At 37.5% G+C, this 26,824-nt stretch carries 29 protein-coding genes; 21 read left to right on the forward strand and 8 right to left on the reverse strand.

Annotated features, from left to right (window positions below; genetic code table 11):
• Positions 1-34: 34 nt before the first annotated feature.
• On the forward strand, positions 35-877 hold the full coding sequence (locus ACI3K6_RS05125; RefSeq protein ID WP_335481562.1) for a YitT family protein: 843 nt from the start codon (positions 35-37) through the stop codon (positions 875-877).
• 16 nt (positions 878-893) lie between these two features.
• Complete coding sequence (locus tag ACI3K6_RS05130) at positions 894-1,247, forward strand: Gmad2 immunoglobulin-like domain-containing protein (RefSeq protein WP_435553999.1); 354 nt, start codon at positions 894-896, stop codon at positions 1,245-1,247.
• 47 nt (positions 1,248-1,294) lie between these two features.
• Here ACI3K6_RS05130 and ACI3K6_RS05135 read toward each other — a convergent pair whose 3' ends face one another.
• From ACI3K6_RS05135 to ACI3K6_RS05145, 3 genes are all read right to left on the reverse strand, one after another.
• A complete protein-coding gene (locus ACI3K6_RS05135) occupies positions 1,295-1,480 on the reverse strand; it encodes a DUF3813 domain-containing protein (protein ID WP_435554000.1) in 186 nt (61 codons plus the stop codon).
• A gap of 3 nt (positions 1,481-1,483) precedes the next feature.
• The gene (locus ACI3K6_RS05140; RefSeq protein WP_335481572.1) at positions 1,484-1,636 is read right to left on the reverse strand and encodes a hypothetical protein; all 153 of its coding nucleotides are present in this window, start codon (positions 1,634-1,636) and stop codon (positions 1,484-1,486) included.
• A 112-nt stretch (positions 1,637-1,748) separates the two neighbouring features.
• Entirely contained in the window at positions 1,749-2,564 is an 816-nt protein-coding gene (locus ACI3K6_RS05145) for a Cof-type HAD-IIB family hydrolase (protein ID WP_435554001.1), read from the reverse strand.
• Between the two features lie 352 nt (positions 2,565-2,916).
• On the opposite strand from ACI3K6_RS05145, the gene ACI3K6_RS05150 reads away from it, so the two are divergent.
• The 3 genes from ACI3K6_RS05150 (at position 2,917) to ACI3K6_RS05160 (ending at position 5,209) form a co-directional block, all read left to right on the forward strand.
• Positions 2,917-3,225, forward strand: coding sequence for a metal-sulfur cluster assembly factor (locus ACI3K6_RS05150; RefSeq protein WP_335481578.1), 309 nt, complete (start codon positions 2,917-2,919; stop codon positions 3,223-3,225).
• 1 nt (position 3,226) lies between these two features.
• Positions 3,227-3,565 carry a DsrE family protein gene (locus tag ACI3K6_RS05155; protein WP_435554002.1) on the forward strand — a complete coding sequence of 113 codons (339 nt, stop codon included), beginning with the start codon at positions 3,227-3,229 and terminating at the stop codon, positions 3,563-3,565.
• A gap of 522 nt (positions 3,566-4,087) precedes the next feature.
• Positions 4,088-5,209: a TIGR04053 family radical SAM/SPASM domain-containing protein gene (locus ACI3K6_RS05160; RefSeq protein WP_335481584.1), complete on the forward strand. Its 1,122-nt coding sequence runs from the start codon at positions 4,088-4,090 to the stop codon at positions 5,207-5,209.
• Positions 5,210-5,248: 39 nt separating this feature from the next.
• Here the strand turns inward: ACI3K6_RS05160 and ACI3K6_RS05165 are convergent, their stop codons facing one another.
• On the reverse strand, positions 5,249-5,947 hold the full coding sequence (locus tag ACI3K6_RS05165; RefSeq protein ID WP_435554003.1) for a Crp/Fnr family transcriptional regulator: 699 nt from the start codon (positions 5,945-5,947) through the stop codon (positions 5,249-5,251).
• Between the two features lie 323 nt (positions 5,948-6,270).
• Between ACI3K6_RS05165 and moaA the strand changes: the two genes are divergently transcribed.
• Positions 6,271-7,287 carry a GTP 3',8-cyclase MoaA gene (gene moaA / locus ACI3K6_RS05170; RefSeq protein WP_435554004.1) on the forward strand — a complete coding sequence of 339 codons (1,017 nt, stop codon included), beginning with the start codon at positions 6,271-6,273 and terminating at the stop codon, positions 7,285-7,287.
• Positions 7,288-7,329: 42 nt separating this feature from the next.
• Here moaA and ric read toward each other — a convergent pair whose 3' ends face one another.
• Positions 7,330-8,028, reverse strand: coding sequence for an iron-sulfur cluster repair di-iron protein (gene ric, locus ACI3K6_RS05175; protein WP_435554005.1), 699 nt, complete (start codon positions 8,026-8,028; stop codon positions 7,330-7,332).
• Positions 8,029-8,226: 198 nt separating this feature from the next.
• Between ric and ACI3K6_RS05180 the strand changes: the two genes are divergently transcribed.
• Positions 8,227-9,498 carry a molybdopterin molybdotransferase MoeA gene (locus tag ACI3K6_RS05180; RefSeq protein ID WP_435554006.1) on the forward strand — a complete coding sequence of 424 codons (1,272 nt, stop codon included), beginning with the start codon at positions 8,227-8,229 and terminating at the stop codon, positions 9,496-9,498.
• Positions 9,486-10,037 (forward strand): molybdopterin-guanine dinucleotide biosynthesis protein B, encoded by a 552-nt coding sequence (gene mobB / locus ACI3K6_RS05185; RefSeq protein WP_435554007.1) that lies wholly within the window; start codon positions 9,486-9,488, stop codon positions 10,035-10,037. The genes ACI3K6_RS05180 and mobB overlap by 13 nt, the downstream gene beginning before the upstream one ends.
• A 24-nt stretch (positions 10,038-10,061) precedes the next feature.
• Here the strand turns inward: mobB and ACI3K6_RS05190 are convergent, their stop codons facing one another.
• Complete coding sequence (locus tag ACI3K6_RS05190) at positions 10,062-10,754, reverse strand: Crp/Fnr family transcriptional regulator (RefSeq protein ID WP_335482128.1); 693 nt, start codon at positions 10,752-10,754, stop codon at positions 10,062-10,064.
• A gap of 236 nt (positions 10,755-10,990) precedes the next feature.
• On the opposite strand from ACI3K6_RS05190, the gene ACI3K6_RS05195 reads away from it, so the two are divergent.
• Together ACI3K6_RS05195 and clpB are read left to right on the forward strand one after the other, a co-directional pair.
• On the forward strand, positions 10,991-11,170 hold the full coding sequence (locus ACI3K6_RS05195) for a YjzC family protein (protein ID WP_335482126.1): 180 nt from the start codon (positions 10,991-10,993) through the stop codon (positions 11,168-11,170).
• Between the two features lie 119 nt (positions 11,171-11,289).
• The gene (clpB, locus tag ACI3K6_RS05200) at positions 11,290-13,884 is read left to right on the forward strand and encodes an ATP-dependent chaperone ClpB (RefSeq protein WP_435554008.1); all 2,595 of its coding nucleotides are present in this window, start codon (positions 11,290-11,292) and stop codon (positions 13,882-13,884) included.
• 101 nt (positions 13,885-13,985) lie between these two features.
• Here the strand turns inward: clpB and ACI3K6_RS05205 are convergent, their stop codons facing one another.
• Positions 13,986-14,168: a YjzD family protein gene (locus ACI3K6_RS05205; protein WP_335482122.1), complete on the reverse strand. Its 183-nt coding sequence runs from the start codon at positions 14,166-14,168 to the stop codon at positions 13,986-13,988.
• A 185-nt stretch (positions 14,169-14,353) separates the two neighbouring features.
• Here ACI3K6_RS05205 and ACI3K6_RS05210 point away from each other — a divergent pair, with 185 nt between their 5' ends.
• The 3 genes from ACI3K6_RS05210 (at position 14,354) to ACI3K6_RS05220 (ending at position 17,097) form a co-directional block, all read left to right on the forward strand.
• Positions 14,354-15,076 (forward strand): alpha/beta fold hydrolase, encoded by a 723-nt coding sequence (locus ACI3K6_RS05210; RefSeq protein WP_435554009.1) that lies wholly within the window; start codon positions 14,354-14,356, stop codon positions 15,074-15,076.
• A 79-nt stretch (positions 15,077-15,155) separates the two neighbouring features.
• Positions 15,156-16,016 carry a hypothetical protein gene (locus tag ACI3K6_RS05215; protein ID WP_435554010.1) on the forward strand — a complete coding sequence of 287 codons (861 nt, stop codon included), beginning with the start codon at positions 15,156-15,158 and terminating at the stop codon, positions 16,014-16,016.
• A 133-nt stretch (positions 16,017-16,149) separates the two neighbouring features.
• A complete protein-coding gene (locus tag ACI3K6_RS05220; RefSeq protein WP_335482116.1) occupies positions 16,150-17,097 on the forward strand; it encodes a BMP family ABC transporter substrate-binding protein in 948 nt (315 codons plus the stop codon).
• A gap of 40 nt (positions 17,098-17,137) precedes the next feature.
• On the opposite strand, the gene ACI3K6_RS05225 is transcribed toward ACI3K6_RS05220, so the two are convergent.
• Positions 17,138-17,458 carry a hypothetical protein gene (locus tag ACI3K6_RS05225; protein WP_435554011.1) on the reverse strand — a complete coding sequence of 107 codons (321 nt, stop codon included), beginning with the start codon at positions 17,456-17,458 and terminating at the stop codon, positions 17,138-17,140.
• A gap of 197 nt (positions 17,459-17,655) precedes the next feature.
• On the opposite strand from ACI3K6_RS05225, the gene ACI3K6_RS05230 reads away from it, so the two are divergent.
• The 8 genes from ACI3K6_RS05230 to opp4A all read left to right on the forward strand — a co-directional run bounded on the left by ACI3K6_RS05230 (position 17,656) and on the right by opp4A (position 26,649).
• A complete protein-coding gene (locus tag ACI3K6_RS05230) occupies positions 17,656-18,588 on the forward strand; it encodes a beta-ketoacyl-ACP synthase III (protein ID WP_335482112.1) in 933 nt (310 codons plus the stop codon).
• Between the two features lie 71 nt (positions 18,589-18,659).
• Entirely contained in the window at positions 18,660-19,898 is a 1,239-nt protein-coding gene (gene fabF, locus ACI3K6_RS05235) for a beta-ketoacyl-ACP synthase II (RefSeq protein WP_435554012.1), read from the forward strand.
• A gap of 109 nt (positions 19,899-20,007) precedes the next feature.
• The gene (locus ACI3K6_RS05240) at positions 20,008-20,790 is read left to right on the forward strand and encodes a DUF2268 domain-containing putative Zn-dependent protease (RefSeq protein WP_435554013.1); all 783 of its coding nucleotides are present in this window, start codon (positions 20,008-20,010) and stop codon (positions 20,788-20,790) included.
• Between the two features lie 208 nt (positions 20,791-20,998).
• Positions 20,999-22,030, forward strand: a complete 1,032-nt coding sequence (locus ACI3K6_RS05245) for an ABC transporter ATP-binding protein (protein WP_335482106.1) — start codon at positions 20,999-21,001, stop codon at positions 22,028-22,030.
• Complete coding sequence (locus tag ACI3K6_RS05250; protein WP_435554014.1) at positions 22,008-22,934, forward strand: ABC transporter ATP-binding protein; 927 nt, start codon at positions 22,008-22,010, stop codon at positions 22,932-22,934. The genes ACI3K6_RS05245 and ACI3K6_RS05250 overlap by 23 nt, the downstream gene beginning before the upstream one ends.
• A gap of 15 nt (positions 22,935-22,949) precedes the next feature.
• On the forward strand, positions 22,950-23,918 hold the full coding sequence (gene opp4B / locus ACI3K6_RS05255) for an oligopeptide ABC transporter permease (protein WP_335482101.1): 969 nt from the start codon (positions 22,950-22,952) through the stop codon (positions 23,916-23,918).
• Between the two features lie 17 nt (positions 23,919-23,935).
• Positions 23,936-24,844 (forward strand): ABC transporter permease, encoded by a 909-nt coding sequence (locus ACI3K6_RS05260; RefSeq protein WP_335482100.1) that lies wholly within the window; start codon positions 23,936-23,938, stop codon positions 24,842-24,844.
• A gap of 17 nt (positions 24,845-24,861) precedes the next feature.
• Positions 24,862-26,649 (forward strand): oligopeptide ABC transporter substrate-binding protein, encoded by a 1,788-nt coding sequence (opp4A, locus tag ACI3K6_RS05265; RefSeq protein WP_435554015.1) that lies wholly within the window; start codon positions 24,862-24,864, stop codon positions 26,647-26,649.
• The last annotated feature ends 175 nt before the right edge of the window (positions 26,650-26,824 follow it).

Consider the following 26,824-nt stretch of genomic DNA (forward strand, 5'->3'; position numbering starts at 1 on the left):
TTCTAGACTATAGAAAAAATAAGGGGGTTTTCCAATGGTTTGGCTGGAAACAAAAAAAATTTTCGTTGTGATCATTGGGGCATTATTGAATGCCCTAGGTATGAATTTATTTCTGATTCCAGCAAATGTGTATTCCAGCGGGTTTACCGGAATTGCACAATTGTTGACCAGAGTGTTACATGAATTTACTCCGATCCATCTATCGATGGGGGTGTTGCTGTTATTGTTAAATATTCCGGTCGCCATACTTGGATGGAAAAAGGTAGGAAGATCCTTTACCATTTACAGCTTTATCAGTGTTGTTCTGTCTTCGTTATTTTTAGATTTGATTCCGGTAAAACAGGTGTCGCATGACATTTTATTGAATTCGGTCTTTGGCGGAGTCATTATCGCTGTCGGGGTGGGCATAACCTTAAAATGGGGTGCTTCCACAGGCGGACTTGATATTATAGCTATGGTTCTTTCGAGAATGAAAGATAAACCGATTGGGCCTTATATGCTCATTTTAAATGGCTTTATTGTTCTGGCAGCTGGATTTTTATATGGCTGGGAAAAAGCGCTCTATACCTTGGTATTTTTATATGCCTCTACAAGAGTTATTGATACGATCCATACAAGACATGCAAAGCTAACCGCTTTTATCATTACAAAAAAAGCTGAAGAGGTAAAGAATGCTGTTCACTCCAAACTTGTAAGAGGAATCACCATGATTCCCGCTAAAGGAGCGTTCTCCAATGAAACTAGAGACATGCTCATGATTGTCATTACCCGTTATGAACTCTTTGACTTAGAACGAATTATCAAAGAAGTAGACCCGAACGCCTTTACAAATGTCGTCCAAACAACGGGAGTATACGGCTTTTTCCGCAAAGACTGACCAAGAAGGAGAGCATATGAAATCAATTCTAGCCATCATCTTATTGTTTATCCCCATTTTGACTGAGGATTCCACTGTGTTTAGGTTAGTTAAGGTAACAGGAACTACAGGGAATTATCAGATAACAGGGGAATTAAACCCAGCATCCAAAGAGTTTTTTTACACGGTTGAGGATGGACATAATGAATTAGTGAAAGAGGAAAGGGTTTTGCTAAAAGGAAAAGAGGAGAAATGGCGCCCGTTTAGTCTGAAAATCCAAATTCCAAGGGAAAAGCTGCCTGGTAATGGATCGTTGATTTTACATTTGTATGAGAAGGACAAGAGTGGAGAAATACAAAATTCTTTTCCGATGCTGCTGGAAAGGTTTTAAAACAGAAACGGAAGCACCTCGTCTTGGCGCTTCCGTTTCCTTTTACATTAAGTAATCTGATCAAGCTCTTGTTGCATTTCTTGGAGCTGTCTTTGTTCCGCGAGGGTCGAGTTCGCATAAGCAGAGCTTAAAGCATTCTTTGCTTTGGCGACGGTCGAATCGCGGTCTGCAGGGCTGGCTGATTTCGCCATCTCAACAAATCTACGTGCTTCTTGGAATAATTGGTTGCCCATTTGTTATATTCCTCCAAGCGAGGAATCCTGTACATTGGCCATCTTCTGAGCTTCTGCTTCAGCGTAGGTCATGTGATAAGGAATTCGTTCTGCATGCTTGGTTACAGAATCTTTTCCTTGCTGGACAAAGCGTTTTGATTTGTTTGATCTACCCATTCGAATCCCTCCAATATGCTTAAAAAGCTCATATTGAAACAGCTTGGCTGCCTCATATGTAGTATGCTCTATTTGAAAGAGGTTCATTTAGGTAAACAATGGTGATAAGACCTTAATATTTTAGTTTTAACAAATCTGCCAAATATTTAGCAACGCCATCCTCTTCATTGGTAACTGTTACATCGTTGGCAATCGATTTTACCTCATCGATTCCGTTCCCCATCGCAACACCATAACCAGCAAAGTCAAGCATTTCCAAGTCATTATCCTCATCACCAAAGGCAATTATTCTTTCCTGTGGGATCCCAAAATAATCTGCTGCTTTTTTCAAACCAACTGCTTTATTCAATCCTACTTTAATAATCTCAATTACATGCCAGGGAGCAGCCCAGCTGCGTTGCTCAATCACTTCCGCATGGACCTCGGCTAAATGATTACGGATTTTTTTGAGCTGTTCTTCTTCTGTATGAATCAGCATGCTTGTAGGGGAGTCTGTTAAAAAATTGCTTAAATCACCTGTTGTCACTCTTGGATTGCCAAAGCTAAAAATATCTAATAATTTCTGATCATGATAGTGAAAATACACATCATCCATTACTTCTGCAATAATATTGTGAAATTGAAAGCTTCTGCAAGCCTCAACAATATCCTTCGCCACTTTAATATCCAATGGTTCGTGATAAAATCCCCAGCCAGGATTACGCGGATGATGTGTAAAGGCCCCGTTAAAATTTACGATTGGCGTATCCAATTCAAGTTCTTTATAATACATTTCACTAGAACGGTATGGTCTTCCAGTGGCAATCATCACGATGTGGCCGGCTTCTCTTGCCTCTTTTATTACATGTTTCGTTTTTGAAGAGATTGTTTTATCATCCTTTAGTAAAGTTCCGTCTAAATCCAGTGCAATTAAATGTTTTTCTGCCATATGAACCCCTTCTCAAATCGGATTTTCTTGATCAGCTTACAAAAGTAATTTATGAATCAAACTGTAATTAAATTATAAATACTATGTTAACAATTTATATAGAGCATGTAAAAAAATTCACACCTAAAGATTCTTTATTTTACTATACTAAGGAATAAGGAGTACAGCTGTTTTATTTGATACTTACGTTAAACAACTCTGATGAGTTTTGTACCCAGTGGATTGGAGCAGAAACCAACATACAAGTTTAACTGAGCCTTTTAGAAAAAAGCAGTTCAAGCTCTTAGAAATGGTTTTATCAATTTGTTTTGTTATAATAAATACAGCAAAAAGTTAGAGGAGTGAAGCAAAAGTGAACGAAGAGTTAAAAGAAAATATTATGGGTGCATTAGAGCTTGTAATTGACCCTGAACTTGGGGTTGACATAGTTAATTTAGGTTTAGTTTATAATGTTGAAATGGATGATGATGGAATCGTAACAGTCACGATGACATTAACTGCGATGGGATGTCCACTTGCAGGAACCATTGTTGATCAAGTTAAGCGAGCTATTGCAGATATTCCTGAAATTAAAGATACTGAAGTCAATATCGTTTGGAATCCACCATGGAACAAAGACATGATGTCGCGTTACGCAAAAATCGCGTTAGGAATTCGTTAAGATGAAAAATAAAGTCATTTTAGTAAGTTCCCATCAGCTTGGCAGAGGGGATGAAGCCCTTGGGGAAAGCATCCTCGAAACGTTTTTTACCATTTTAAAACAAAAAGAAGAACTTCCTGTTGCTGTGTTTTGTATGAACAGTGGAGTCTTAACAATGACTGAGGAGTCATTAGTCTCTGTCCATTTAAAAGAAATGGAGGATAAAGGAGTCAAGATTTTAGGATGCAAAACATGCGCTGATCATTTTGCGGTAACTGAAAAATTAACAGTTGGCAAGATTAGTGGCATGGACTACTTTATCGAATTGGCAAGTAAATATGAGGTTTTGACTATTTCTTAAAACATTTTTACCCTTAAAGGATAAACGCATCAGAGTTCTCAAAAGAATTCTAATGCGTTTTTTTATTTGTTCATTATCGTAGTGATGAAGAACAAAACTCGGCTGGTCAGTAAGAAAACTGTCCTTCATCGTGGAGATGAAAGACAAAATTCAACTGGGCAAAAAGAAAACTGTTCTTTATCATGGTGATGAAGGACAAAACTCAACTGGTCAGTAAAAAAACTGTCTTTCATCGGGGGGATGAAAGACGGAACGAGATTAGTCCACAGGAAAATTGGTTTTCATCAACCCTGTAAGTGATTTGATTTAAAGGATTGAACTGTTTTTTTAGAGGCATTACAAAATTCCCCCTGTTTCAGTGCTCTCCTGCCTTTTTTATTCTCTATTTCCATTCACAAAACGTACATATCTAACAGGCACATTGTGAGGTAGTTCACTTTTTTCACCTTTTAACCTGTTTATAATACAAAGTAATCGAGGCTTTTTAGTTGAAATAGCCTAAATTTTAGGAGGAGTTTCAGAATGAATTTTAATCGGGATTTTAATAAAGATCCGTTTATCGTGATTTGGGAACTAACTCGTGCATGTCAATTAAAATGTCTGCATTGCCGCGCTGATGCTCAATATACAAGAGATCCCCGTGAACTTTCTTTTGAAGAGGGAAAAAACTTAATTGATCAAATATATGATATGAATAATCCTTTGCTTGTTTTTACAGGTGGCGACCCGTTGATGAGGGAAGATGTGTTTGAAATTGCGAAATATGCCGTTCAAAAAGGTGTGCGCGTTTCGATGACACCAAGTGCTACCCCAAATGTTACAATCGAGGCCATGCGTAAAGCAAAAGAAGTAGGTCTTTCTCGCTGGGCATTTAGCTTGGATGGGCCCACTGCCGAAATTCATGATCATTTCCGTGGAACGTCCGGTTCATTTGATCTGACAATGGAACGGATTAAGTACTTACATGAACTGGAAATGCCGATTCAAATCAATACGGTCGTTTCAAGATATAATTACGACCATTTAGAGGAAATGGCTAAATTGGTTGAGGAACTAAACTGTGTTCTTTGGAGTGTCTTTTTCCTTGTTCCAACTGGAAGAGGACAGGTAACTGATATGATTTCTCCAGTTGAACATGAGAAAGTGTTGCGCTGGTTATATGACCTCAGTAAAAAAGTGCCGTTTGATATTAAAACAACCGAAGCCATGCATTATCGTCGCGTGGTGATTCAGCAAAAAATGCGCGAAGCAAAAGCACAAACAGATGAAATCAATTACTTATCAGCTCTGACCGAAAAAGGATTAACTGGTTCTATCGATGGATTAGGAAGGGCTCCAAAAGGGGTAAATGATGGAAATGGTTTTGTATTCATTTCTCATATTGGCGATGTTTATCCAAGTGGCTTGTTACCAGTAAAAGCCGGGAATGTTCGTGAAACCCCATTGGCTGAAATTTACCGCGAATCGCCTATCTTCCAATCATTAAGAAATCCAGATGGTTTTAAAGGAAAATGTGGTGTATGTGAATTCCGTTATGTATGTGGTGGTTCGAGATCAAGAGCATATGCGATGACTGGCGACTATTTGGAAAGTGAACCATTCTGTGTTTATATTCCAAAGGCACTGAGAGAAAAACATTCATAAAAAAAGGAAGCAGCGGTCCTGGAGGAGCTGCTTCCCTTGCTATTCAATATTACAATAGACGGCTGAGCAATTTTCACAGCCAATCTCATCTTTTAGATATTGGAGATTTAAAATAGATATTTTCCCTTTTTTAATCGAAATAATTTTGTCTTTCTTTAAATCACTTAAAATCCGGTTGGTACTTTCGCGTGAGGTACCACAGAAGTTAGCCAATTCTTGATTCGTTAGTGGCAGATCAATTAATATCTCATCACCCTTCGGAACACCGTAACTATTGGACATCCGAATTAAAGTTGAGAAAAGGGCACCGCGTTTACCATTCAAAACTAGATCACGGAACTTTGTTTGGGTTTTACGGAAATGATCACTCATCCATTTCATAAATTCAAATGCAAGCTTACTGTTCTGGAAGATTTCACTTTCAATCACATCTTTTTTAATTGCGGCAATCTCACCTTCTTCAAGGACCCGCGCACTTAATAAATATTTTGGACTATCCGTAAATAGCGTTAGTTCGCCACAAATATCATTTTTTCCACAAATTCTTAATGAAAGCTCACGGCCATCTGACGTAATCTTGCTGATTTGAATTTTGCCAGAAATAATAACATATAATTCATCCGCAATCATTCCTTCTTGAAATAAAAATCTGCCCCGTTCGCTTTTAAATCTGCGGTCTGCAAAGTTAAGTAATTCTTTTATTTCAATCGAATGAGTAGGTTTTATGGTAGTTGTCAAACAAAATCACCTCATACCATTATAGAAATGGATATTTTTTATATTCAATAATCTATTTAGTAACATTTTATCCTAGGAAAGCATCTAAAAATGATGTAAACAATGACAATATAGTGAAAACTATTTGAAAGTTATAACAAAGCTGCGTGGTAAGTAGTCTATTGTGCCTTAAAAATGAAAGAAGAGTCAATGGGATTAAATATAATAAACACTAATTTACCAATAAAAAGTATTGTTATAGTGAATAATGTAACGCCTTTTTACAGGATCATCTGATACAATAAATATAACATAGTTTGTAGGACCAAATGGAGTTGATGTTAATGGAAAAAAACATGATTACAGATAAACTAAATAGACCATTACGTGATTTAAGGATTTCGGTTATTGATCGCTGTAATTTCCGCTGTCAGTATTGTATGCCTGCGGACTCATTTGGCCCCGATTTTGAATTTCTCCCCAGAAGTGCCTTGCTGACTTATGAAGAAATTGAACGTGTTGCCAAAATATTTGTTTATCTTGGGGTAAAAAAAATTCGCTTAACCGGTGGTGAACCACTTTTAAGAAGAGATTTGCCCGTTCTTGTTGAAAAACTATCCGCAATTGAGGGGCTCGAGGATATTGGCCTAACAACAAACGGTGTCCTTCTTCCTAAATTTGCTGAACAATTAAAAAAGGCTGGACTAAAAAGAGTGAATGTCAGCCTTGACAGTCTGGATAATGAATTATTTGGGAAAATAAATGGGCGAGGGATCGGGACTGGTCCCGTCCTTGAAGGTATTGAAGCAGCGAAAAAGTTCGGCCTCGGCGTAAAAATTAATATGGTTGTAAAAAAGGGTTTGAATGATTCTGAGATCGTTCCTATGGCCAAATTCTGTAAAGATCATAATTTGGAGCTCCGATACATTGAATATATGGATGTAGGGTCTACAAATGGCTGGAAGATGGATGATGTTGTTACAAAGAAACAAATACATCAATTGTTAAAAGAACATTTCAACATGGAACCAGTCAATCCAGCATATTTTGGTGAAGTTGCAAAGCATGATCGTTATACAGACTCAAATGTTCAGGTTGGCTTTATCACCTCTGTTTCCGAATCATTCTGCTCAAGCTGCACTCGTGCTCGTCTTTCTGCGAATGGCCAAATTTTCACCTGTTTATTCAATGGTAATGGTCATGACATCCGCAATTTTATGAGAAACGGAGCAACTGATCAGGAATTGGCAGGACGGATTTCTGCTATTTGGAATGACCGGGCTGATCGATATTCTGATGAAAGAACGGCGGAAACCAATAAACAGCGCAAAAAAATTGAAATGTCCTATATAGGCGGTTAAAAAAAAACTCTCTTCTGACTTCGAAGAGAGTTTTTTTGCTCATTAGCTAAGATATCGTGGAAATAAGATATTATTTTCCAAATGGACATGCATGAATGTTAATCCTTCTAATGCTTCTAAGCGTGCATATACTAAACGATATGTTCCGCAAGCATCAATTGGCAGTTCGTAATCAGAAGTGACCTCACGAATTTGTCGGAGAATTTCACCGGCATGATCATGTTCTTTTTCAAGTTCTACAATCATGTTAATTGCTTCTTCTCGATTTTCAACTGTACCATCTGCTAGTTTTTTGATCAATGGAAAAACAACTTGCTCTTCTTTTTCCATATGTTCCATTAACTCTTTTTTAAATTCATAAAACAGTTCAAATACTTTTAATAACTCGGGATGATGATCGCCATGAACCTTTGATACCTTTGTTACATAAGGGCTAAGTAGCGCTAATTCTTCCTGTGAAGCTCTATGATAATTCGTGATTATATGATCAATGATTGTATTGGAATCTGAATCTGTCCAAACAGCTACATCTTTTTCAACATGTTCATATTTTTCAAATACATCGTTTAACTCTTCCAATAATGAATCCATATTCAGCCCGTTTTTTTCAACAGCTTCAGAAAGTGGAATATTACCTCCACAGCAAAAATCAATGCGATTACGCTTAAAAACGTCACTTGTCTTAGGTAATTGATTAACAATATCTTTAACTAATGAAGTAGCAGTAATAGGGAATTTCACGTTAAAACCTCCTAAAATTCTTTAACTGAGTTAAGCATAATCGATAATCAAAAGTAATTAGGTGACCTGAATCACACAATAAAGGTGTTTTTTTGTATTCTGGTCAAAATCTTTTTAATTTGTGATATTTGATAACTCAGTGTCTTATTTGATAGGCTTATAATATCGATTAGATATGAGTTTTGAAGATAGGAGCCGATGAATTTGTTTGAAAGAAGACAATCTATTCCGATAGGGGAAGCAGTAAAAAAAATAATGGACCATCGATTACATGGGTTAACGGAGTATGTCTCCATAGATGACAGCTTTGGTCGTTTTTTATCGGAGGATTTAATTGCCACTTGTGATGTACCCCATTTTGATCGAGCACCGTATGATGGATTTGCTATTAGGGCCATAGATTCAATCGAAGCTTCTGCTACTAATCCAATTGAATTTGAAGTTATTGATCATATCGGTGCAGGGATGGTTTCCGACAAAACGGTTACACAACACCAAGCAGTCAGAATTATGACGGGGGCTATGATGCCGGAAGGAACTGATGCTGTAGTAATGTTTGAATTGGCGCAAGCATATGAAAAGTCAGGAACTCCCTTTATGTCAATTAAGCGCCCTTTTAAAAAGGGTGATAATGTATCTTTTGCAGGTGAGGATGCGAAGAGGGGAGAAGTATTGGTTAAAAAGGGTACGTTAATTAACCCTGGTATCCAGGCGATGCTTGCGACATTCGGGTATTCATTGGTTCCAGTAGCTAAAAAGCCGCTTGTAGGACTGTTTGCTACTGGAACAGAGCTTCTGGAAGTGAATGAAGCGCTAGTTCCGGGGAAAATCCGCAACAGCAATTCTCATATGATTGCTGCCCAAATTGAAAGAGCAGGTGGAGTTGTCCATTATTTTGGAAAGCTGCCAGATGAATTTGATACATGCTTTGAAGCGGTTAAAAATGCTTTAAACAAAGTGGATCTTTTAATCACAACCGGTGGTGTATCAGTGGGGGATTATGATTACCTGCCAGAAATTTATGAGAAATTAGAAGCAGAGGTGCTGTTTAATAAAGTTGCGATGCGGCCTGGAAGTGTAACTACAGTTGCCCATTTTAAAGGAAAAATCCTATTTGGTCTTTCAGGTAATCCATCGGCATGCTATGTAGGCTTTGAATTATTTGTTCGCCCAATTATTCGAGGAATGCTTTTCTCGGGAAAACCACACTTACGCAGGGAAAAGGCCATTTTAGATGCAGATTTTTCTAAAGCAAATCCATTCACCAGATTTGTCCGTAGTTCCCTTCATATTGAGGATAGTAGATTAAAGGTGACTCCAAGCGGTGTAGATAAATCGAATATCATTATGAGTTTAGCTGGAGCGAATTCATTAACCATTCTTCCAGGAGGGACAAGAGGATTCTCACAAGGAGACGAGGTAGAAGTATTATTGTTGGAGGACCAAACAGGCAGTGAGTGGCCTTGGTAAATCCGGTTATTATTCAAATTGTCGGTTTTCAGAACAGTGGAAAGACAACTTTTATCTCCAAAATAATCCAAAAACTAAAAGAACAAGGGATCAAATCTGCTACAATCAAACACCATGGACATGGTGGAAAACCTGATTTGCTGGCAGAAAAGGATTCAGAAAAACATATCGTTGCAGGAGCTATTGCAACCCTTGTTGAAGGGGATGGACGGCTCATCCTTCAATGTGAAAATAATCTAAATGAATTGGACCACCAGATTGCATTGTTAAGTTTCTTCCAACCAGATGTGATTTTGATTGAAGGACATAAACAAAAGGATTATCCCAAATTGGTAATGATAAGAAATAATCATGATTTACCCTTATTACAGTTAACAAATATTAAAGCGGTTATCTGCTGGGAAGATACAGAGATTTATAAAACTGATATCAGCGTAACACCACTATTTTCCATACATGACGAAGCTGTTATAAATTGGACGATTGATTTTTTGCAAACAAGCATTTCTGAAAATATTCGTAAACAAAAAAATCGGTGAGGCCACCGATTTTTTTGTTTACATTTAATCAACCCTGCAGATTTCAACAGGACAATCTTCACAATCAATTTCTGTTCTTAAGTAATCGATATCATGAATCGTAATCGATCCTTTATCAATGGAAATAATCTCTTCTTTCCTTAGCTCGCTCAATAATCGGTTCACGACTTCACGGGAGGTTCCACAAAAATTCGCCAATTCTTGATTGGTTAAGGGCAATTCAATTAAAATGCCTTTGTTTGTTTTAACACCATAACTATTACTGATCCTAATTAGCGTGGAGTACAGGGCTCCTTTTTTTCCATGCAGGACAAGATCGCGAAACTTTGTTTGTGTTTTTCTGTATTGCTGGCTCATCCACTTGATGAATTCAAATGCTGTAGGTAAGTCCATAGATAGTTTCTCTTCTAAATCTTCTTTCATGATGACTGCCACTTCACCACTACCTATGACGCGGGCACTTAATAAATATTTCGATGCAGGGGAAAATAAATTCAATTCACCAACAAAATCACCTTTAGTGCACATTCTTAAGGTAAGCTCTCTACCATCGGGGATAATTTTACTGAGTTGTAGGATGCCGCTTTTTATAACGTACATTTCGTTTGCCTGCATACCTTCTTGAAATAAAAAGTCCCCTTTTTCCATCTTCCGGACATATTGAGCTGATTCAAAAATATGTGTTAAAGTTGCTGGTATTTCTTTTACTGAATACATCATAAAACCACCTTTAAAGGTAATACCAGTTACAACTGAATTTACAGGATATTACTATAATTATATTGTTTACTAGGTTTAAATCGCAATAAATGTGTTATAAGTTCATATAATCTTCATAATTTATTATACCTATTTCTCGGGAAATATGTCGAATAGAAAAATACAAATAAATTCCTATAATGGGGTTACTGTAAAAGGTAATAATAAAGGTGTAAAGCTAAGGAGGGAAGAATATGGGTCAAAATCGCCAGTTTAGGTCGGGGCAAAAGGCTCCTAATAACGGTATATATATTGAAGTTGGAGATACAGGAAGCAACGTCAATAACCCTAAAAAATTAAAACTGAAAGCGGGAGACAGATTTCCTGAAACCTCTAATGATGATCGTGTGTGGACCTATCAGCGTAAACCATAAATATTCAACTAAGCCATCCAATATCAGGATGGCTTTTATAAATTTTACAATTCGAAATACATGTTTTATAATAAAAACAAAGGTCAAAAAAGGTCAAATAATATGGGAGTGATGATCTAATGGATCTAAATCGGATGACGGAAAAGCTCCAAAATGGAATAATGAATGCCCAGTCTATTGCCATTAAACATAATCATCAAGAAATAGATGAGGCTCATTTATTTCTCTCTTTAATGGATCAAGAGGATAGTCTTATTGCGTCTATTTTAGAACGGGCGGGGATCCCGGGAAAACAAGTTGTAAAAATGCTGACAGAGGCTCTTCTCAAAAAACCGCAAGTTTCCGGGGCAGGTGTAGAACAAGGGAAACTTTATATTACTGGGAAATTGCAAAAATTATTAGTGGAGGCTGAGGAAGTTGCCAAGTCCTTTGCTGATGAGTATATTTCAGTTGAGCACGTTCTTTTAGCAGCAGTTAATGCTAATGAGTCAGTCATGAGAAATATGATTCAAACCTTTGGTAAAAAACCAGACGATCTTTTAAAAGCTATAAAAGAAATTAGGGGGAATCAAAGGGTGACATCACAAAATCCTGAATCAGGCTATGAGGCTCTTAAAAAGTATGGCCGGGATTTGGTTGCAGAGGTTAAGTCTGGAAAAATAGATCCCGTAATAGGGCGTGATGCAGAAATACGCAATGTCATTCGAATTCTCTCGCGCAAAACCAAAAATAATCCGGTCCTAATTGGTGAGCCTGGGGTAGGGAAAACCGCCATTGTAGAAGGATTGGCACAGCGGATTGTTAGAAAAGATGTACCTGAAGGGTTAAAAGATAAAACCATCTTTGCTTTAGATATGAGCTCATTGATTGCCGGAGCTAAATTTAGAGGGGAATTTGAGGAAAGGTTAAAAGCTGTTCTTAACGAAATCAAAAAAAGTGAAGGGCAGATCCTCTTATTTATAGATGAGATTCACACCATAGTTGGGGCAGGAAGAACAGAAGGTGCAATGGATGCCGGGAACATGTTAAAGCCAATGCTGGCAAGAGGGGAGCTCCATTGTATCGGAGCAACTACTTTAGATGAACATCGAAAATATATTGAAAAGGATCCTGCTTTGGAGCGGAGGTTTCAACAAGTACTTGTTCAAGAGCCTACAGTAGAGGACACAATTTCGATTCTAAGAGGCTTAAAGGAACGATTTGAAGTCCATCATGGCGTAAAAATTCATGACCATGCTTTAGTGGCAGCTGCGACTTTATCAGATCGATATATAACGGACCGTTTTCTCCCCGATAAAGCGATTGATTTGGTTGATGAAGCATGTGCCATGATTCGTACCGAAATTGATTCAATGCCAACGGAATTGGATGAAGTTACACGAAGAGTGATGCAGCTAGAAATTGAGGAGGCCGCTTTACGAAAGGAACAAGATGAAGCTAGTAAAGCGAGACTGGAATCCTTATTAAAGGAATTAGCCAATTTAAAAGATCAGGCGAATTCGATGAAAGCAAAATGGTTGGAAGAAAAACAATCCATTCAATCATTACAGGAAAAACGGGAACAAATCGAAAAACTCCGTCGTGATTTACAACAGGCGGAAGATAAATATGATTTAAACCGGGCTGCTGAGCTTCGTCATGGACTTATTCCAGCTGCAGAGAAAGAACTAAAAGACCTTGAGAGTAAAACTGATAAAGAGGATCGCCTGCTTCGCGAAGAAGTAACAGGTGATGAAATTTCCAATATTGTTTCTCGTTGGACTGGGATCCCGCTGACAAAATTAGTAGAGGGAGAAAGAGAAAAATTATTAAGGCTTGAATCCATTCTTCATCAACGTGTAATCGGGCAAAATGAAGCAGTGAACTTAGTAACAGATGCTGTTCTTCGTGCCAGGGCAGGCATCAAGGACCCTAACCGGCCAATTGGCTCATTCTTATTTTTAGGTCCAACAGGGGTAGGGAAAACGGAATTGGCAAAGGCTTTAGCAGAGTCTCTATTTGACAGCGAAGAACATATAATCAGGATCGATATGTCCGAATATATGGAAAAGCATTCAGTATCACGATTGATTGGGGCACCTCCGGGCTATGTTGGCTATGAGGAAGGCGGTCAGTTGACTGAAGCTGTCCGAAGAAGACCGTACTCCGTCATTTTAATGGATGAAATTGAGAAGGCACATCCTGAAGTATTTAATATACTGTTACAAGTACTCGATGATGGGAGAATTACGGATTCACAGGGTCGCATAGTTGACTTTAAAAATACTGTAGTGATTATGACCTCAAATATTGGCTCTCAGTATTTATTAGAAGGAACCGAAAATGAAGTAGAAATTTCTAATCTTGCAAGAGACCGGGTAATGAGTCAATTAAGAAGCCATTTCAGACCAGAGTTTCTTAATCGAATTGATGAAACCATTATTTTTAAACCATTATCTTTACAAGAGATTAAAGAAATTGTTGTAAAGATGCTTCATGAATTGGAAAAGAGATTAAAGGAACAACAAATCCATTTCAGAATTGGTGAGGATGCTAAGGAATTTATCGCCATTAACGGGTTTGATCCGAATTATGGAGCAAGACCTCTTAAGCGTTACATTCAGAGGACCATTGAAACCAAGTTGGCCAGAGAAATTATTGCAGGTAACATCCATGATGGCTCCACTGTCGAAATTACAATGCAAAATCATGAAGTAACCATTCATATACTGTAATATAATAATAGAAAACTCACCAATTGGAGAGTTAAATATAAGGCGAAAAAAAAGGTCTTCCAATTTTGTTGGAAGACCTTTCAAAACCAATACCTTAATAATTAATGTTTCTCTACAGGCTCATTTGGAATTACCGCAGATAGAACAAAAATCAGAACAGTAATGACAACCGCTATAACTGCTCCTAATTGGTAATTAAATTCAACCCCACTCATAGAACTAACTACGTATGTAAGCATTTCCGATAATAGAAAAGTCCAAAAAAATGTCCAAAAATAACGCATTCATTTTCACCTGCCTATTTTAATCCTTTTTAATATTATCATATTAGTTAAAAATAATAAATATTTAAATGTAAAACTGACCCATTCTCATGAATTTAATATGATTAAAAATAGGCAAAGCCCCTTTCATCCTGTGTGAAGAAACATACAATATTCTGAGGAAATATGTAAAAGGAGATTTGCCTATGGAGAGCCGCAGTTTTCAAATTGATACTGAGTGGAATATTGTCTATTACCCTGAAAAGCCAACTGGATTCGGGGTCTTAATAATCGGCGATGAAAGGCATTTCGTGGAAGAAAATAAGTGTTTTTGGACTCAAAATGAGGGAAAGCTGGCGATCGTTGATAAGTTAAAAGAACAGGGATACACCATTTTTTCCTCAAATCTTTATGGGCGAAATTGGGGGAGCGAGAACGCTGTCGAACTGGCTCAGAGATTATACCAATATGTTATTAGACATGAAATTATTAATCATAAAATTCATATATTGGCAGAGGGTATGGGGAGTTTAGTGGCTGTTAAATTAATGGAAAAAATGAAAGAACAAATTCGATCGGTTATTCTAATAAACCCTATTCTTTCATTAAAATTTCACTTGGAACAGGAAAAAGAGCATAAATTTTTTTATAAAAAATTAATGAGAGAATTAACCGCTGCCTATAAGCTGGAACAGCAATCTCTTGAAAACACCATTTCAGCTTTGGATGATACGGAACAGCTTGACACTGAAATCCCCGTTAAAATCATTCATATCCTTTCAGGTGCAAAATCGTATAATCAATCAAAGCAATATAAGTATTTCTTGCAAAACTCAAACATATCCCCCACTTTTATTGTCTCGGAAAAAAAACAACAGCTTGGATCCATCTGCAAAAAATTCTACAGACAGTATGAAACCATTCTATAATCGGAACCTCTCCAAAGATATAATTCTTTATTCAATCGCATAGGATTCAGTAAAGATTATGGTTGGGGAGGAAGCGTGTATGGACAAGGCCATTGTGATAGGTGCATATCATTTTTTGGGCTTTCATGTTTGTAACACTTTATTAAATAAAGGAATTGAAGTGACAGGGATCTTGTTAAATGAAATGGATAAGATCCCTTTTTTGGATGAAAAAAGAATGGAAGTTGGCAGAAATGCTAATTTCCATGAACAGTCAATATTTAAACTTGGTCATGCCTCTGATAAAACAACAAAGATAACCCTCATGATTTCCTATTATGATTTTTACATGCTTCATCGGGAAGCCCTTTTAGCTGATAATAAAATATTAAAACCTATTATGGAGTATATCGAACATCAAGAACAGTTAAATTTGGTCCTATTTTTGCCAATGCCTATGCAAATGCAAGAAATTGGTGTAAATGGCCATCTAATAGAAAGTTTCAGAAATCCTAGCACGAATGCTCAACTATTTCATTTACCTTCATTATATGGAACCTGGCAGCCTTCCACATTTTTATTTCAGCAAGTGATTCGCTCCAAATTTGGTAAAAGTATGAATAAGATGAAGTCAACAAGAGAGTGGACGAAAGATATTATTTTTGTGGATGACGCTGTGGAGACTTTGATGGAACTGATTGAAAACGGGAACTCTGGGAATTTTCTATTGGAAAGCGGCAAGGAACATTATTGGGAAGAATGTGCACGGTTTTTACAAGCAGGTGAATCGTTCAACCATCAAAAGAGTTTGAGGAACATAAAGGTGAATGGCGATTTCACCACTGTTTCTGTAAAAAGGCTTTCATCGATCTCAGAATCTCTCTCAATTCAAATAGAACACGAAAGATGGCTGGATCAATCAAGCATGATCAATAGTGAAACAGAAAAAGGTGGTAATTAAACTTTTCATTTTTTTATCTAAAGGTTAGAATATAAGTGAAAAATGGAATGTTGAACTGTCATTGGTATGCTGTCTAAAAACACAAGAAACGTGTTATCGAAATAGCTGCTGCCGCACGAAGGAGTTGCATTAGATGCTAAAACGTTTCTCCATTATACTTTTATGCCTATTTTTACTTGCAGCATGCGAGGGAACAAAATCGCCAGGTAAACTGCAAAAAGTAGGATTACTGGTCCCTGAAACGATTAATGACCAGGTATGGGGTACAAAGGGCTTTAAGGGCCTGTTAAAGATACAATCAAAATTAAAAGTTGATGTCTATTATAAGGAAGGGATGAACTCTCAATCAGTGGTAGAGCGTGCCGTAAAAGAATTTGACCAAAAGGGTGTTAATCTCATTTTTGGGCACGGTTCAGAGTATGCGGAATACTTCAATAATATTTCAAAAGAATATCCGAACATCCGCTTCGTCAGTTTTAATGGAGATGCCAAGAATAGCAATACCACCAGCCTAAGCTTTAAAGCTCATGCAATGGGTTTTTTTGGGGGGATGGTTGCAGCTCATATGTCAAAAACAAAAAAGGTCGGCGTTCTGGGTGCTTATGAATGGCAACCTGAAATCGAAGGTTTTTATCAAGGAGCAATGGCTGAAAATAAAAATAGTAAAGTGAATATTGAATACGTCGGAAATTGGGATGATGACCAAAAGGCTGTCCAGTTAGTTAACCAAATGATGGATCAAGGTGTTGATGTCATTTATCCTGCTGGTGACGGATTCAATGTTCCAGTTATTGAGAATGTGAAAGAACGCGGACTATATGTTATCGGTTTTGTATCTGATCAGTCCGATTTGGGTGAATCGACGGTACTTACGAGTACGATTCAACAGGTTGACAAATTATATGAAAAAGTGGCTGACCAGTTTAATGACGGAAAATTGAAATCCGGTAACCTTTCATATGACTTTCAAGATGATGTCATTTCATTAGGGAAATACAGCCCGTTAGTAAGTAAAGCGTTTATCCAAAAAATGAATAAAGCAATTAATAATTATAAAGAAACTGGAGAACTACCAAAATAGATATACATAGTAGTAAATGAAACAGCTGCCATAAGGGCAGCTATTTTTTTTTCAAAAATTGTTCAATAAAAGGATAAATTTTTTGAAATATAGGCTTTAATTCTTGATAAGAAGAATATAGGGTATCAATATGCACCATAAGTTCATCTAAATCAATATAATTATGACTGTCTTTAATAGTTTCCTGTTGTTGATTGGGAGAGTAAGTTCCAGTTTGACGAATGGTAGTCGGTGAGCCGAACATGAGTGCCGTGAATGGGTCTTGGCTCCAAGTGTCTTGTGAAGCCTTGTTAGATTCAAGCTTCTCCTGATCGATTACATTTTCGATGTCATTCAGTTCTTCCCACTCATTATGATCCATTAAGTCCATCCTCCTTTCGAAAAAAATCTATTATTTTTAGAATATGAGCCATTCTAAAAAAGGGTATGTTCATTAGCGGAGTAGATAACAGAATAAACCTATTGCTTAAATAAGGTTATGTTTGATAAAATTAGTACCAAGTCATAATAATTGATATAAAATTGAATTGCTTGGATGAATTTAAAGGAGATGTTACGATGAGAGCTGGTATTGTTGGGATTGGAAGGTATTTACCAGAAAAAGTGCTCACGAATTTAGATTTGGAAAAAATGGTGGATACATCTGATGAATGGATCCGTACTAGAACTGGCATTGAGGAACGAAGAATAGCTGCAGATGATGTGGATACATCTGATATGGCATTTTTCGCTGCCCAAAAGGCTATGGAAGATGCTGGTGTTACTTCTGAAGAGATTGACTTAATCCTAGTGGCCACTATAACTCCAGATTCGCCATTCCCATCGGTTGCTTGCCGAATCCAGGAACGTTTGGGTGCAAAAAAAGCTGCTGCAATGGATATTAGTGCCGCATGTGCGGGTTTTATGTATGGAATTGTAACGGCAAAACAATTTATTGAGTCTCAAGTTTATAAAAACGTCCTAGTTGTGGGAGTTGAAAAGCTTTCAAAAATTACTGATTGGAACGATCGTAATACAGCTGTATTATTTGGAGATGGTGCGGGAGCAGTAGTCATAGGCCCGGTGTCTGGAGATAGAGGAATCCTTTCTTTTGAGCTGGGTGCAGATGGTACTGGCGGTAAACATCTTTACCAGGACGAATATATCATTATGAATGGTCGTGAAGTATTTAAGTTTGCGGTTAGACAAATGGGGGAAAGCTGTATAAACGTCCTCGAAAAAGCTGGTTTAAAAAAGGAAGATGTTGATTTTCTGATTCCTCACCAGGCGAATATCCGCATAATGGAGGCCTCCAGACAGAGATTAGAGCTGCCAGAAGAAAAAATGTCAAAAACCGTAAATAAATACGGTAATACTTCAGCAGCGTCGATTCCCATTTCGATTGTAGAAGAATTGGAAGCAGGAAAAATTAAAGATGATGATCTAATTGTAATGGTGGGATTTGGCGGAGGGTTAACCTGGGGAGCCATCGCTATTCGTTGGGGAAAATAATCCTTAATTAAAGAAATTTTGAAATACTTGTTATGAGGTTATAGGAAAAGGTATATAAAGGAGATGTAAAAATGGAAAAGCGGAGAGTAGTTGTTACAGGCCTTGGAGCGGTGACTCCACTTGGTAACGATGTCGATACAACTTGGAAAGGGATCTTGGAAGGAAAATCCGGAGTTGGCCCTCTTACTAGATTGAATGCAGATGAATATTCAGCAAAAGTTGCTGCTGAAGTAAAAGATTTTAATCCTGAATTATTTATTGATAAAAAAGATGCAAGAAAAATGGATCGTTTTACCCAATATGCCGTTGCAGGCGCCTTAATGGCTGTAAAGGATGCGAATCTTACTATTAACGAAGAAAATTCTCATCGTGTCGGAGTATGGATCGGTTCCGGAATTGGCGGAATGGAAACATTTGAGCAGCAATATGAGGTATTCCTAAAACGTGGTTATCGCCGCGTTAGCCCATTCTTTGTTCCAATGATGATTCCGGATATGGCAACAGGTCAGGTCTCCATTACGCTCGGTGCAAGAGGATTTAATTCATGTACTGTTACAGCATGTGCCACAGGTACAAACTCTATTGGAGATGCTTTTAAGGTCATTCAACGCGGTGATGCCGATGCAATGGTAACCGGAGGAACAGAAGCTCCTATTACAAAAATGGCAGTCGCAGGATTTTGTGCCAATACAGCTCTTTCAACCAATCCAGATCCGAAAACAGCAAGCAGACCGTTTGATAAAAATCGTGATGGATTTGTCATTGGTGAAGGTGCTGGGATTGTGGTATTAGAAGAATTAGAACACGCACTTGCGCGTGGTGCAAAAATCTATGCTGAAATTGTTGGATATGGAGCAACTGGTGATGCCTACCATATTACAGCTCCAGCCCCAGGCGGTGAAGGTGGGGCAAGGGCAATGAAAATGGCGATTCATGATGCGGGCTTAAAACCGGAAGATATTGATTATGTCAATGCCCACGGTACCAGCACAGAATATAATGATAAGTTTGAAACACTAGCGGTAAAGGAAGTCTTTGGTGAGCATGCTTATAAATTGGCAATGAGCTCGACTAAATCAATGACAGGTCATTTATTAGGAGCTGCCGGGGGTGTCGAGGCTATATTCTCCGTTCTAGCTATTCGAGACAGTATCCTGCCTCCAACTATGAATTACGAAACACCAGATCCGGAATGTGATTTGGACTATGTGCCAAATGAAGCAAGACAAAAAGAAATAAATGTAGTAATGAGCAATTCATTAGGATTTGGCGGTCATAATGCCACTATTCTTTTTAAGAAATACCAATAATTTTTAAAAAAATAGACCTTTCTGGTCTATTTTTTTATACCCTCTTTCGGTAACATCGCTTCCGTAACTTCATAAAATAATCAATAGTAACAAAGAACGGGGTGCAAGAATGGGGATTATCCGAACAGACGAATGGCTAAAACTTGACTTTGATCGTCCTGTAAAAATTTGCGAACGACTTCTTCCCAATTTTAAAGGACAAAGTGCAAAAAACATTTATAATCAGCTAATGAACTTCGGTATGTACCGACCATCCTGGTCCACAAAAAGGAATTACCAGAGAATGGTAGATTATAAAGCGTGGGAACAAGTAGGGCGTTTATTGCAGAAATATAAATCTAAATGGTCTGGACCGGACATTCCGATTTTTCTATTTCCACTACAATCTTCAGGAGGTTTTTTGTTTAGACAGGATGACCGCAATAAATCAGGGGTATCCTTTCCGGATAAAATGTTCCTGTTCCTGTCTGATTATGAAGATCAGAAAGAAATTGAAGCACTTTTTGTCCATGAATACCATCATGTTTGCCGTTTAACAGGAATCAATAAGAAGTTGGGGGAATATACATTACTGGATTCCATAATAATCGAGGGTCTTGCAGAGTATGCAGTTCTATCTACTTGTGGAGAAGAGTATTTGGCCAACTGGTGCCATATGTATTCGGAGCGGGAAATCAATCTTTTCTGGGAAAGATTTTTGGAAGAACAATTAGGTATTAAAAAAAATGAAAGAGATCATGATGCCTTATTATATGGTGGTGGAAGAGTCCCTCCTTTACTCGGTTATGCTGCCGGATATAACATTGTTGAAAAATACTATAAAAAGAACCATTATTCTACAAAACTATCATTTTCCACACCGGCAACCAATTATCTAAATTTAAAAAAATAAATGTTTCGAGAAAGCCGATTGTATCAGGCTTTTTTTATTTGAAAAAAACCTCACTATTAATTATTTGTCAAAAAAGTATTGCAATTATAACAATTCAGTCATAGAATTTTATGTAAATATAGTTAATTTTTAGTTAATTGATTAAAAGTTATCCTAAGAGATGAGAAAAATTATTTAATAAAAGGAATTTTTAATAGGGGGATTTATTTTGAATAGTAAATCGCTATTACAAATACAAAATCTGCGAACTTCATTTAGAATCCAAAATGAGTTTTTTGCTGCAGTTGATGATGTGACGTTGACTGTTAATGAGAATGAGGTAGTTGCCATTGTTGGTGAATCGGGATGTGGTAAAAGTGCCTTAGCCCTATCCATCATGGGGTTGCATCCGCAGGAAAGAACAAGATTAGAAGGTAGTGTTCATTTTAAAGGGAAAGATTTACTTTCTTTGTCAACCGCTGAAATGAATAAAATTCGTGGAAAAGAAATTGGCATGATCTTTCAGGATCCTTTGACAGCACTTAACCCATTGATGACTTGCGGAAAGCAAATTGAGGAAAGCTTAACGTTTCATACCAATCTTTCTAATAATGAAAAAAGAGCAAAGTCTATTAATTTATTAAAAAAAGTAGGTATCCCTAATCCTGAAAGAACCTATAAACAATATCCACATGAACTATCTGGAGGGATGAGGCAGAGGGTGGTCATTGCGATTGCCATAGCGTGCGACCCATTGTTGGTCATAGCTGATGAACCAACTACTGCACTTGATGTAACGATACAAGCTCAAATTATGGACCTGCTTAAGGAACTTCAAAAGCAAATGAAAACAGGCATTATATTAATCACCCATGATCTTGGAGTAGTGGCCGAAATGGCAGACCGAGTTGCGGTCATGTATGCGGGAGAAATTGTAGAATTTGCGGATGTTAAAACGTTGTTTAAGGATCCTTTACACCCGTATACCCGCTCGTTATTTAATTCTATTCCATCCGCCACTTCCAATAAAGACCGCTTGCATGTTATTCAAGGGATTGTCCCTTCTCTACAAAAGTTACCAAGAAGCGGATGCCGATTTAAAAATCGAATAACATGGATCGATGAGCATGAACATGAGGAACACCCCATTTTACGTGAAGTAAGGCCAAATCACTTTGTAAGGTGCACCTGCTATAAGAATTTTTACTTTCCTGAATTAAACGTTGGGGGCATGAACGATGGAATTTCTAAAGGTAAATAATCTCAAAATCTATTATCCAATCCGAGGTGGTTTTTTCAAAAGAGTCGTTGCCCATGTAAAGGCGGTTGACGGTGTCAGTTTTGAACTAAAACAAGGTGAGACATATGGATTGGTAGGCGAGTCAGGATGCGGGAAGACAACAACAGGAAGAACGATTATTGGTCTAAATAAGGCAACATCAGGAGAAATTTTATTTGAAGGTAAGGATTTGACAAAATTAAGACGAAGTGAATTTCATAGCTATCGTAAAGATATTCAAATGATTTTCCAAGATCCTTATTCATCGTTAAATCCAAGAAAACGCGTGATTGATATTATTGCGGAACCGCTCCGAAACTATGAAAAATTATCACCTGCCGAGGAAAAACAAAAAGTCCAATTCTATTTGGAAAAGGTAGGCCTTAGCCCTGATTCAATCAGTAAATATCCACATGAATTTTCCGGAGGGCAGCGGCAACGGATCGGAATTGCTCGCGCGCTTACACTAAATCCAAAGTTAATTATTGCAGATGAACCAGTTTCTGCCCTTGATGTATCTGTACAAGCACAGGTTTTGAATTTTATGCGGGATATTCAAAAGGAGTTTAATTTAACCTACTTATTTATTAGTCATGATTTGGGGATTATTCGTCATATGTGTGATCGTATCGGAATTATGTATCGCGGACAATTCGTTGAAGAGGGGACAAGTGGAGATATATACAATAATCCACAGCATATATATACAAAGAGACTCATTTCAGCCATACCTGATATTAATCCTGAGAACAGAGAGTGGCAAAAGAAATTGCGCTCTGAAATTAATACAGAGTATAAAGAATCCTACCAAAAATATTTTGATACTGAGGGAAAAGTGTATGAGTTAAAACCAATCTCTAACACCCATTCAGTTGCACTGCCATAGAGGGAGGAAGAAAAAATGTTGAAATTTATTTTACGCAGACTTTTAGTTATGATCCCTCAATTACTAATTTTAAGTGTTTTAATTTTTCTTTTGGCCAAGGCCATGCCTGGGGATGCCCTAACAGGCAGATTGGCAAGCAATCCAAAAATGGATACAAAAACACTTTATGAATTAAAGGAAAAATTAGGTATGTTTGACCCCGTATACATACAGTATGGCAGATGGATAAAAGGCCTTCTGCACGGTGATCTAGGCCTGTCCATCATCCATCAAACGCCAGTTACTCATTTAATTGCAGGTAAAATGGTGAATACAGCTCTATTGGGACTCGCCATCCTGATCCTTAGTTATGTGATTGCTATACCACTTGGAATCATTGGGGGAAGGTGGACAGATACCTGGGCTGATAAGATGATCGTTGGCTATAATTATTTAACTTATGCCACCCCGTTATTTATTTTTGCATTACTGGTATTATTTGTATTTGGCTTTATTCTAGGGTGGTTTCCTACAAGTGGGAGTGTAGATATTCAAGTTGAAAATGGAACATTTGCCTATTATTTAAGTAAAGTAAATCACCTCATTTTGCCAGCATTTTCAGGTGCCATCGTAAGTACAACTGTTACGGTTCAATATTTGCGTAACGAAATAATCGATACTAAAATTAAAGATTTTGTAAAAACAGCAAGAGCAAAAGGTGTTAGTGAATCAAAGGTATATACACGGCACATATTTAGAAATTCATTATTACCGATTGCAGCTTTTCTCGGTTATGACATTGTCTCCATAATCGGAGGTTCCGTATTTTTAGAATCAATTTATGGATATCCGGGTATTGGACAACTATTTGTCACCTCCATCGCGCAACGTGATTTCAGTGTTGTAACAGCATTAGTAATGTTATCTGGATTGGCAACTCTAGTTGGTACGCTTTTGTCCGATATCATTTTAAGTGCTGTTGACCCACGAATCAGAATCGATTAAAGACGGGAGGGACAAAAATGAAATCAGAAATAGCAAGCCCCAAACAACAAAGTGTTGGAAATCAGAAAAAGCATAGCATATGGTCCATTCTTTGGACTGAGATTGTGAAAGATAAACTAGCGTTAGGATCACTTATTCTTTTGGGACTTATCCTGATTATTGTATATTCGGCATCCCTTTTACTGGACCAGGAAAAGATCGTTACAGTCGATTTGTTATCAATTTATTCGCCTCCTTCAGCAGAACATTGGCTGGGAACTGATTATGGCGGTAGAGATATTTTGGGACAGTTAATAATAGGTGCTAAAAATTCATTTACCATCGGATTATGCATAACTATATTAACAGGAATAATTGGACTAACAGTCGGCCTATGTGCAGGCTATTTTGGTAGCAAGGTTGATAATATCTTAATGCGGATTATTGATTTCTTTCTAATCCTGCCAACATTAATGTTGATTATCGTCTTTGTAACGATTGCTCCAAAATACAATGTGTTTACCTTTATTTTAATTTTGAGTATGTTTTTATGGACAGGTAAGGCAAGATTAATTCGTTCCAAAACCCTTGCGGAAAGAGAATTAGATTATGTAAGTGCCTCAAAAACCTTGGGGACACCAGATTGGAAAATTATTATTCGTGAGGTTTTGCCTAATTTAAGTTCTATTATTATTGTAAATTTAACCCTAAACCTGGCAGGAAATATTGGGATCGAATCGGGACTAACCTTTTTGGGATTCGGTCTGCCGGAAAGTACGCCAAGTTTAGGGACCCTTGTTAGCTATGCATCCAATCCTGATGTACTTGCTAATAAATGGTGGATTTGGTTACCTGCATCATTGCTCATTTTAGTCATGATGTTGTGTATAAATTACATCGGTCAAGCGTTTAAACGTGCAGCTGATGCAAGACAAAGACTAGGATAAAAAGGGGGAAGAAAAGGATGAAGAAGAAGCATGGTTTTACGGTTTTTACTCTCCTCGTTGTCTTGGCGATGCTGTTATCAGCATGTTCCGGTTCAACAGGAGGGGACGGTAAGAAGTCAGCATCGTCTGATAAGCCTAAAGAAGATATTAGTAAGTTCCCATTGCAGGTGAAGAATAATAAAAAGGAAGTTGCAGATGGTTCGTTAAATTATGCACTCGTGTATGATACTCCATTTGAGGGTACATTAAACTATGCATATTATGAAGGTCAACCAGATGCCGAAGTGCTTCAATTTTTTGATGTTCCGTTATTCTCAACCAATGATGACTACGAATTTACAAATGATGGCGCAGCCACCTACAAAATGTCAGAAGACAAGAAAACAATTACTGTTACTATTAAAGACAATGTAAACTGGTCAGATGGCAAGCCTGTTACGGCACAAGACTATGAATATTCATTCTTGGTAATCGGTAATAAGGACTACACCGGAGTCCGTTATGGGGATGCCATTATACAGAGCATCATTGGGATGAAAGAATACCATGAAGGAAAAGCCCAAAACATTTCCGGTATTAAAATCATTAATGATAAGTCTCTTTCCATTACATTTGATAATGCCAACCCGTCTTTACTGACCGGCTTATGGCCATATGCAATGCCTAAACATTACTTAGGTGACGTTCCAATTAAGGATTTAGCAACATCTGATAAAATTCACAAAGAACCAATCGGATTTGGTCCATACAAAATTAAAAAGATGGTACCAGGTGAATCTGTAGAATTTGAACGCAATGACAACTATTTTGGTGGAAAACCAAAACTGAAAACCATTGTGGCTAAAGTAGTGAACCCGAAAGTGATTCTCCAAGCACTCAAAAAAGGTGAAGTAGATGTAGCTGAGTATCCTGTAGATCAATATTCGGCTGCAAAGGGATCGAAAAATTTCCAATTCATTGGTCAAGTTGACTTAGCATACAACTATCTTGGCTTTAAACTAGGACATTGGGATGCAGACAAAGGCGTAAATGTGATGGATAATCCGAAGTTTAAAGATAAGCGTGTACGGCAAGCGATGGCATACGCACTTGATGAGAAATCTGTTGGAGAAAAGCTCTATAACGGGTTGCGTTTCCCAGCTACATCATTAATTCCGCCTTCATTCCCAAGCTGGTACAATCCTGATGCTAAATCAATTGGCTATGATCCGGAAAAAGCCAAGAAATTACTAGATAAAGCCGGCTATAAAGATGTGGATAAGGATGGACTTCGTGAAGATCCAAAAGGAAAGAAATTTAAAATCAATTTCTTATCTATGAGCGGTGGTGACATCGCTGAACCTCTTGCTAAATTCTATATGCAAAGCTGGAAAAATGTTGGTCTTGATGTTCAGCTTGTTGACGGCCGCTTGGCAGAGTTTAACTCCTTCTATAAAATGGTTGAGGAAGACGATCCAAAAGTGGATATTTTCTTAGCCGCATGGAGTACTGGTACTGACGTGGATCCTTATGGATTGTATGGCAGTGATGTACCATTTAACTATTCACGCTATGTCAGCGAGAAAAATGATCAATTATTAAAAGATGGTCATTCTGAAAAAGCATTTGATCATGATTACCGTAAAAAGGTTTATGATGAATGGCAAGATTATATGAATGATGAACTTCCTGTCATTCCAACATTGTTCCGCTCTACGATTTCAGCTGTTAATAACCGGGTAACTGAGTTAAAAGCTAACTACTCGGCAGATCCATATATCTGGGCAAAAGTGGGAGTTACAAATAAAACTGCGGAAGAAGAATAAGCAATATTCAAAGGGATGGTCCGTTTTAGGATCATCCCTTTGAATTTATCGATTGATTTTTATAATGCACTTAAATAATCTTACAAAGTAATTGGAGCAAAATATATCTTGAGGAATAATTTAACTAATGACTGCCCATACTGATTGACAAACAGTTTCATTGAAGTGAGGGGTT

It is taken from the genome of Neobacillus solisequens (assembly GCF_051233465.1).
In the GTDB taxonomy this organism is placed as follows: Bacteria; Bacillota; Bacilli; order Bacillales; family Cytobacillaceae; genus Neobacillus.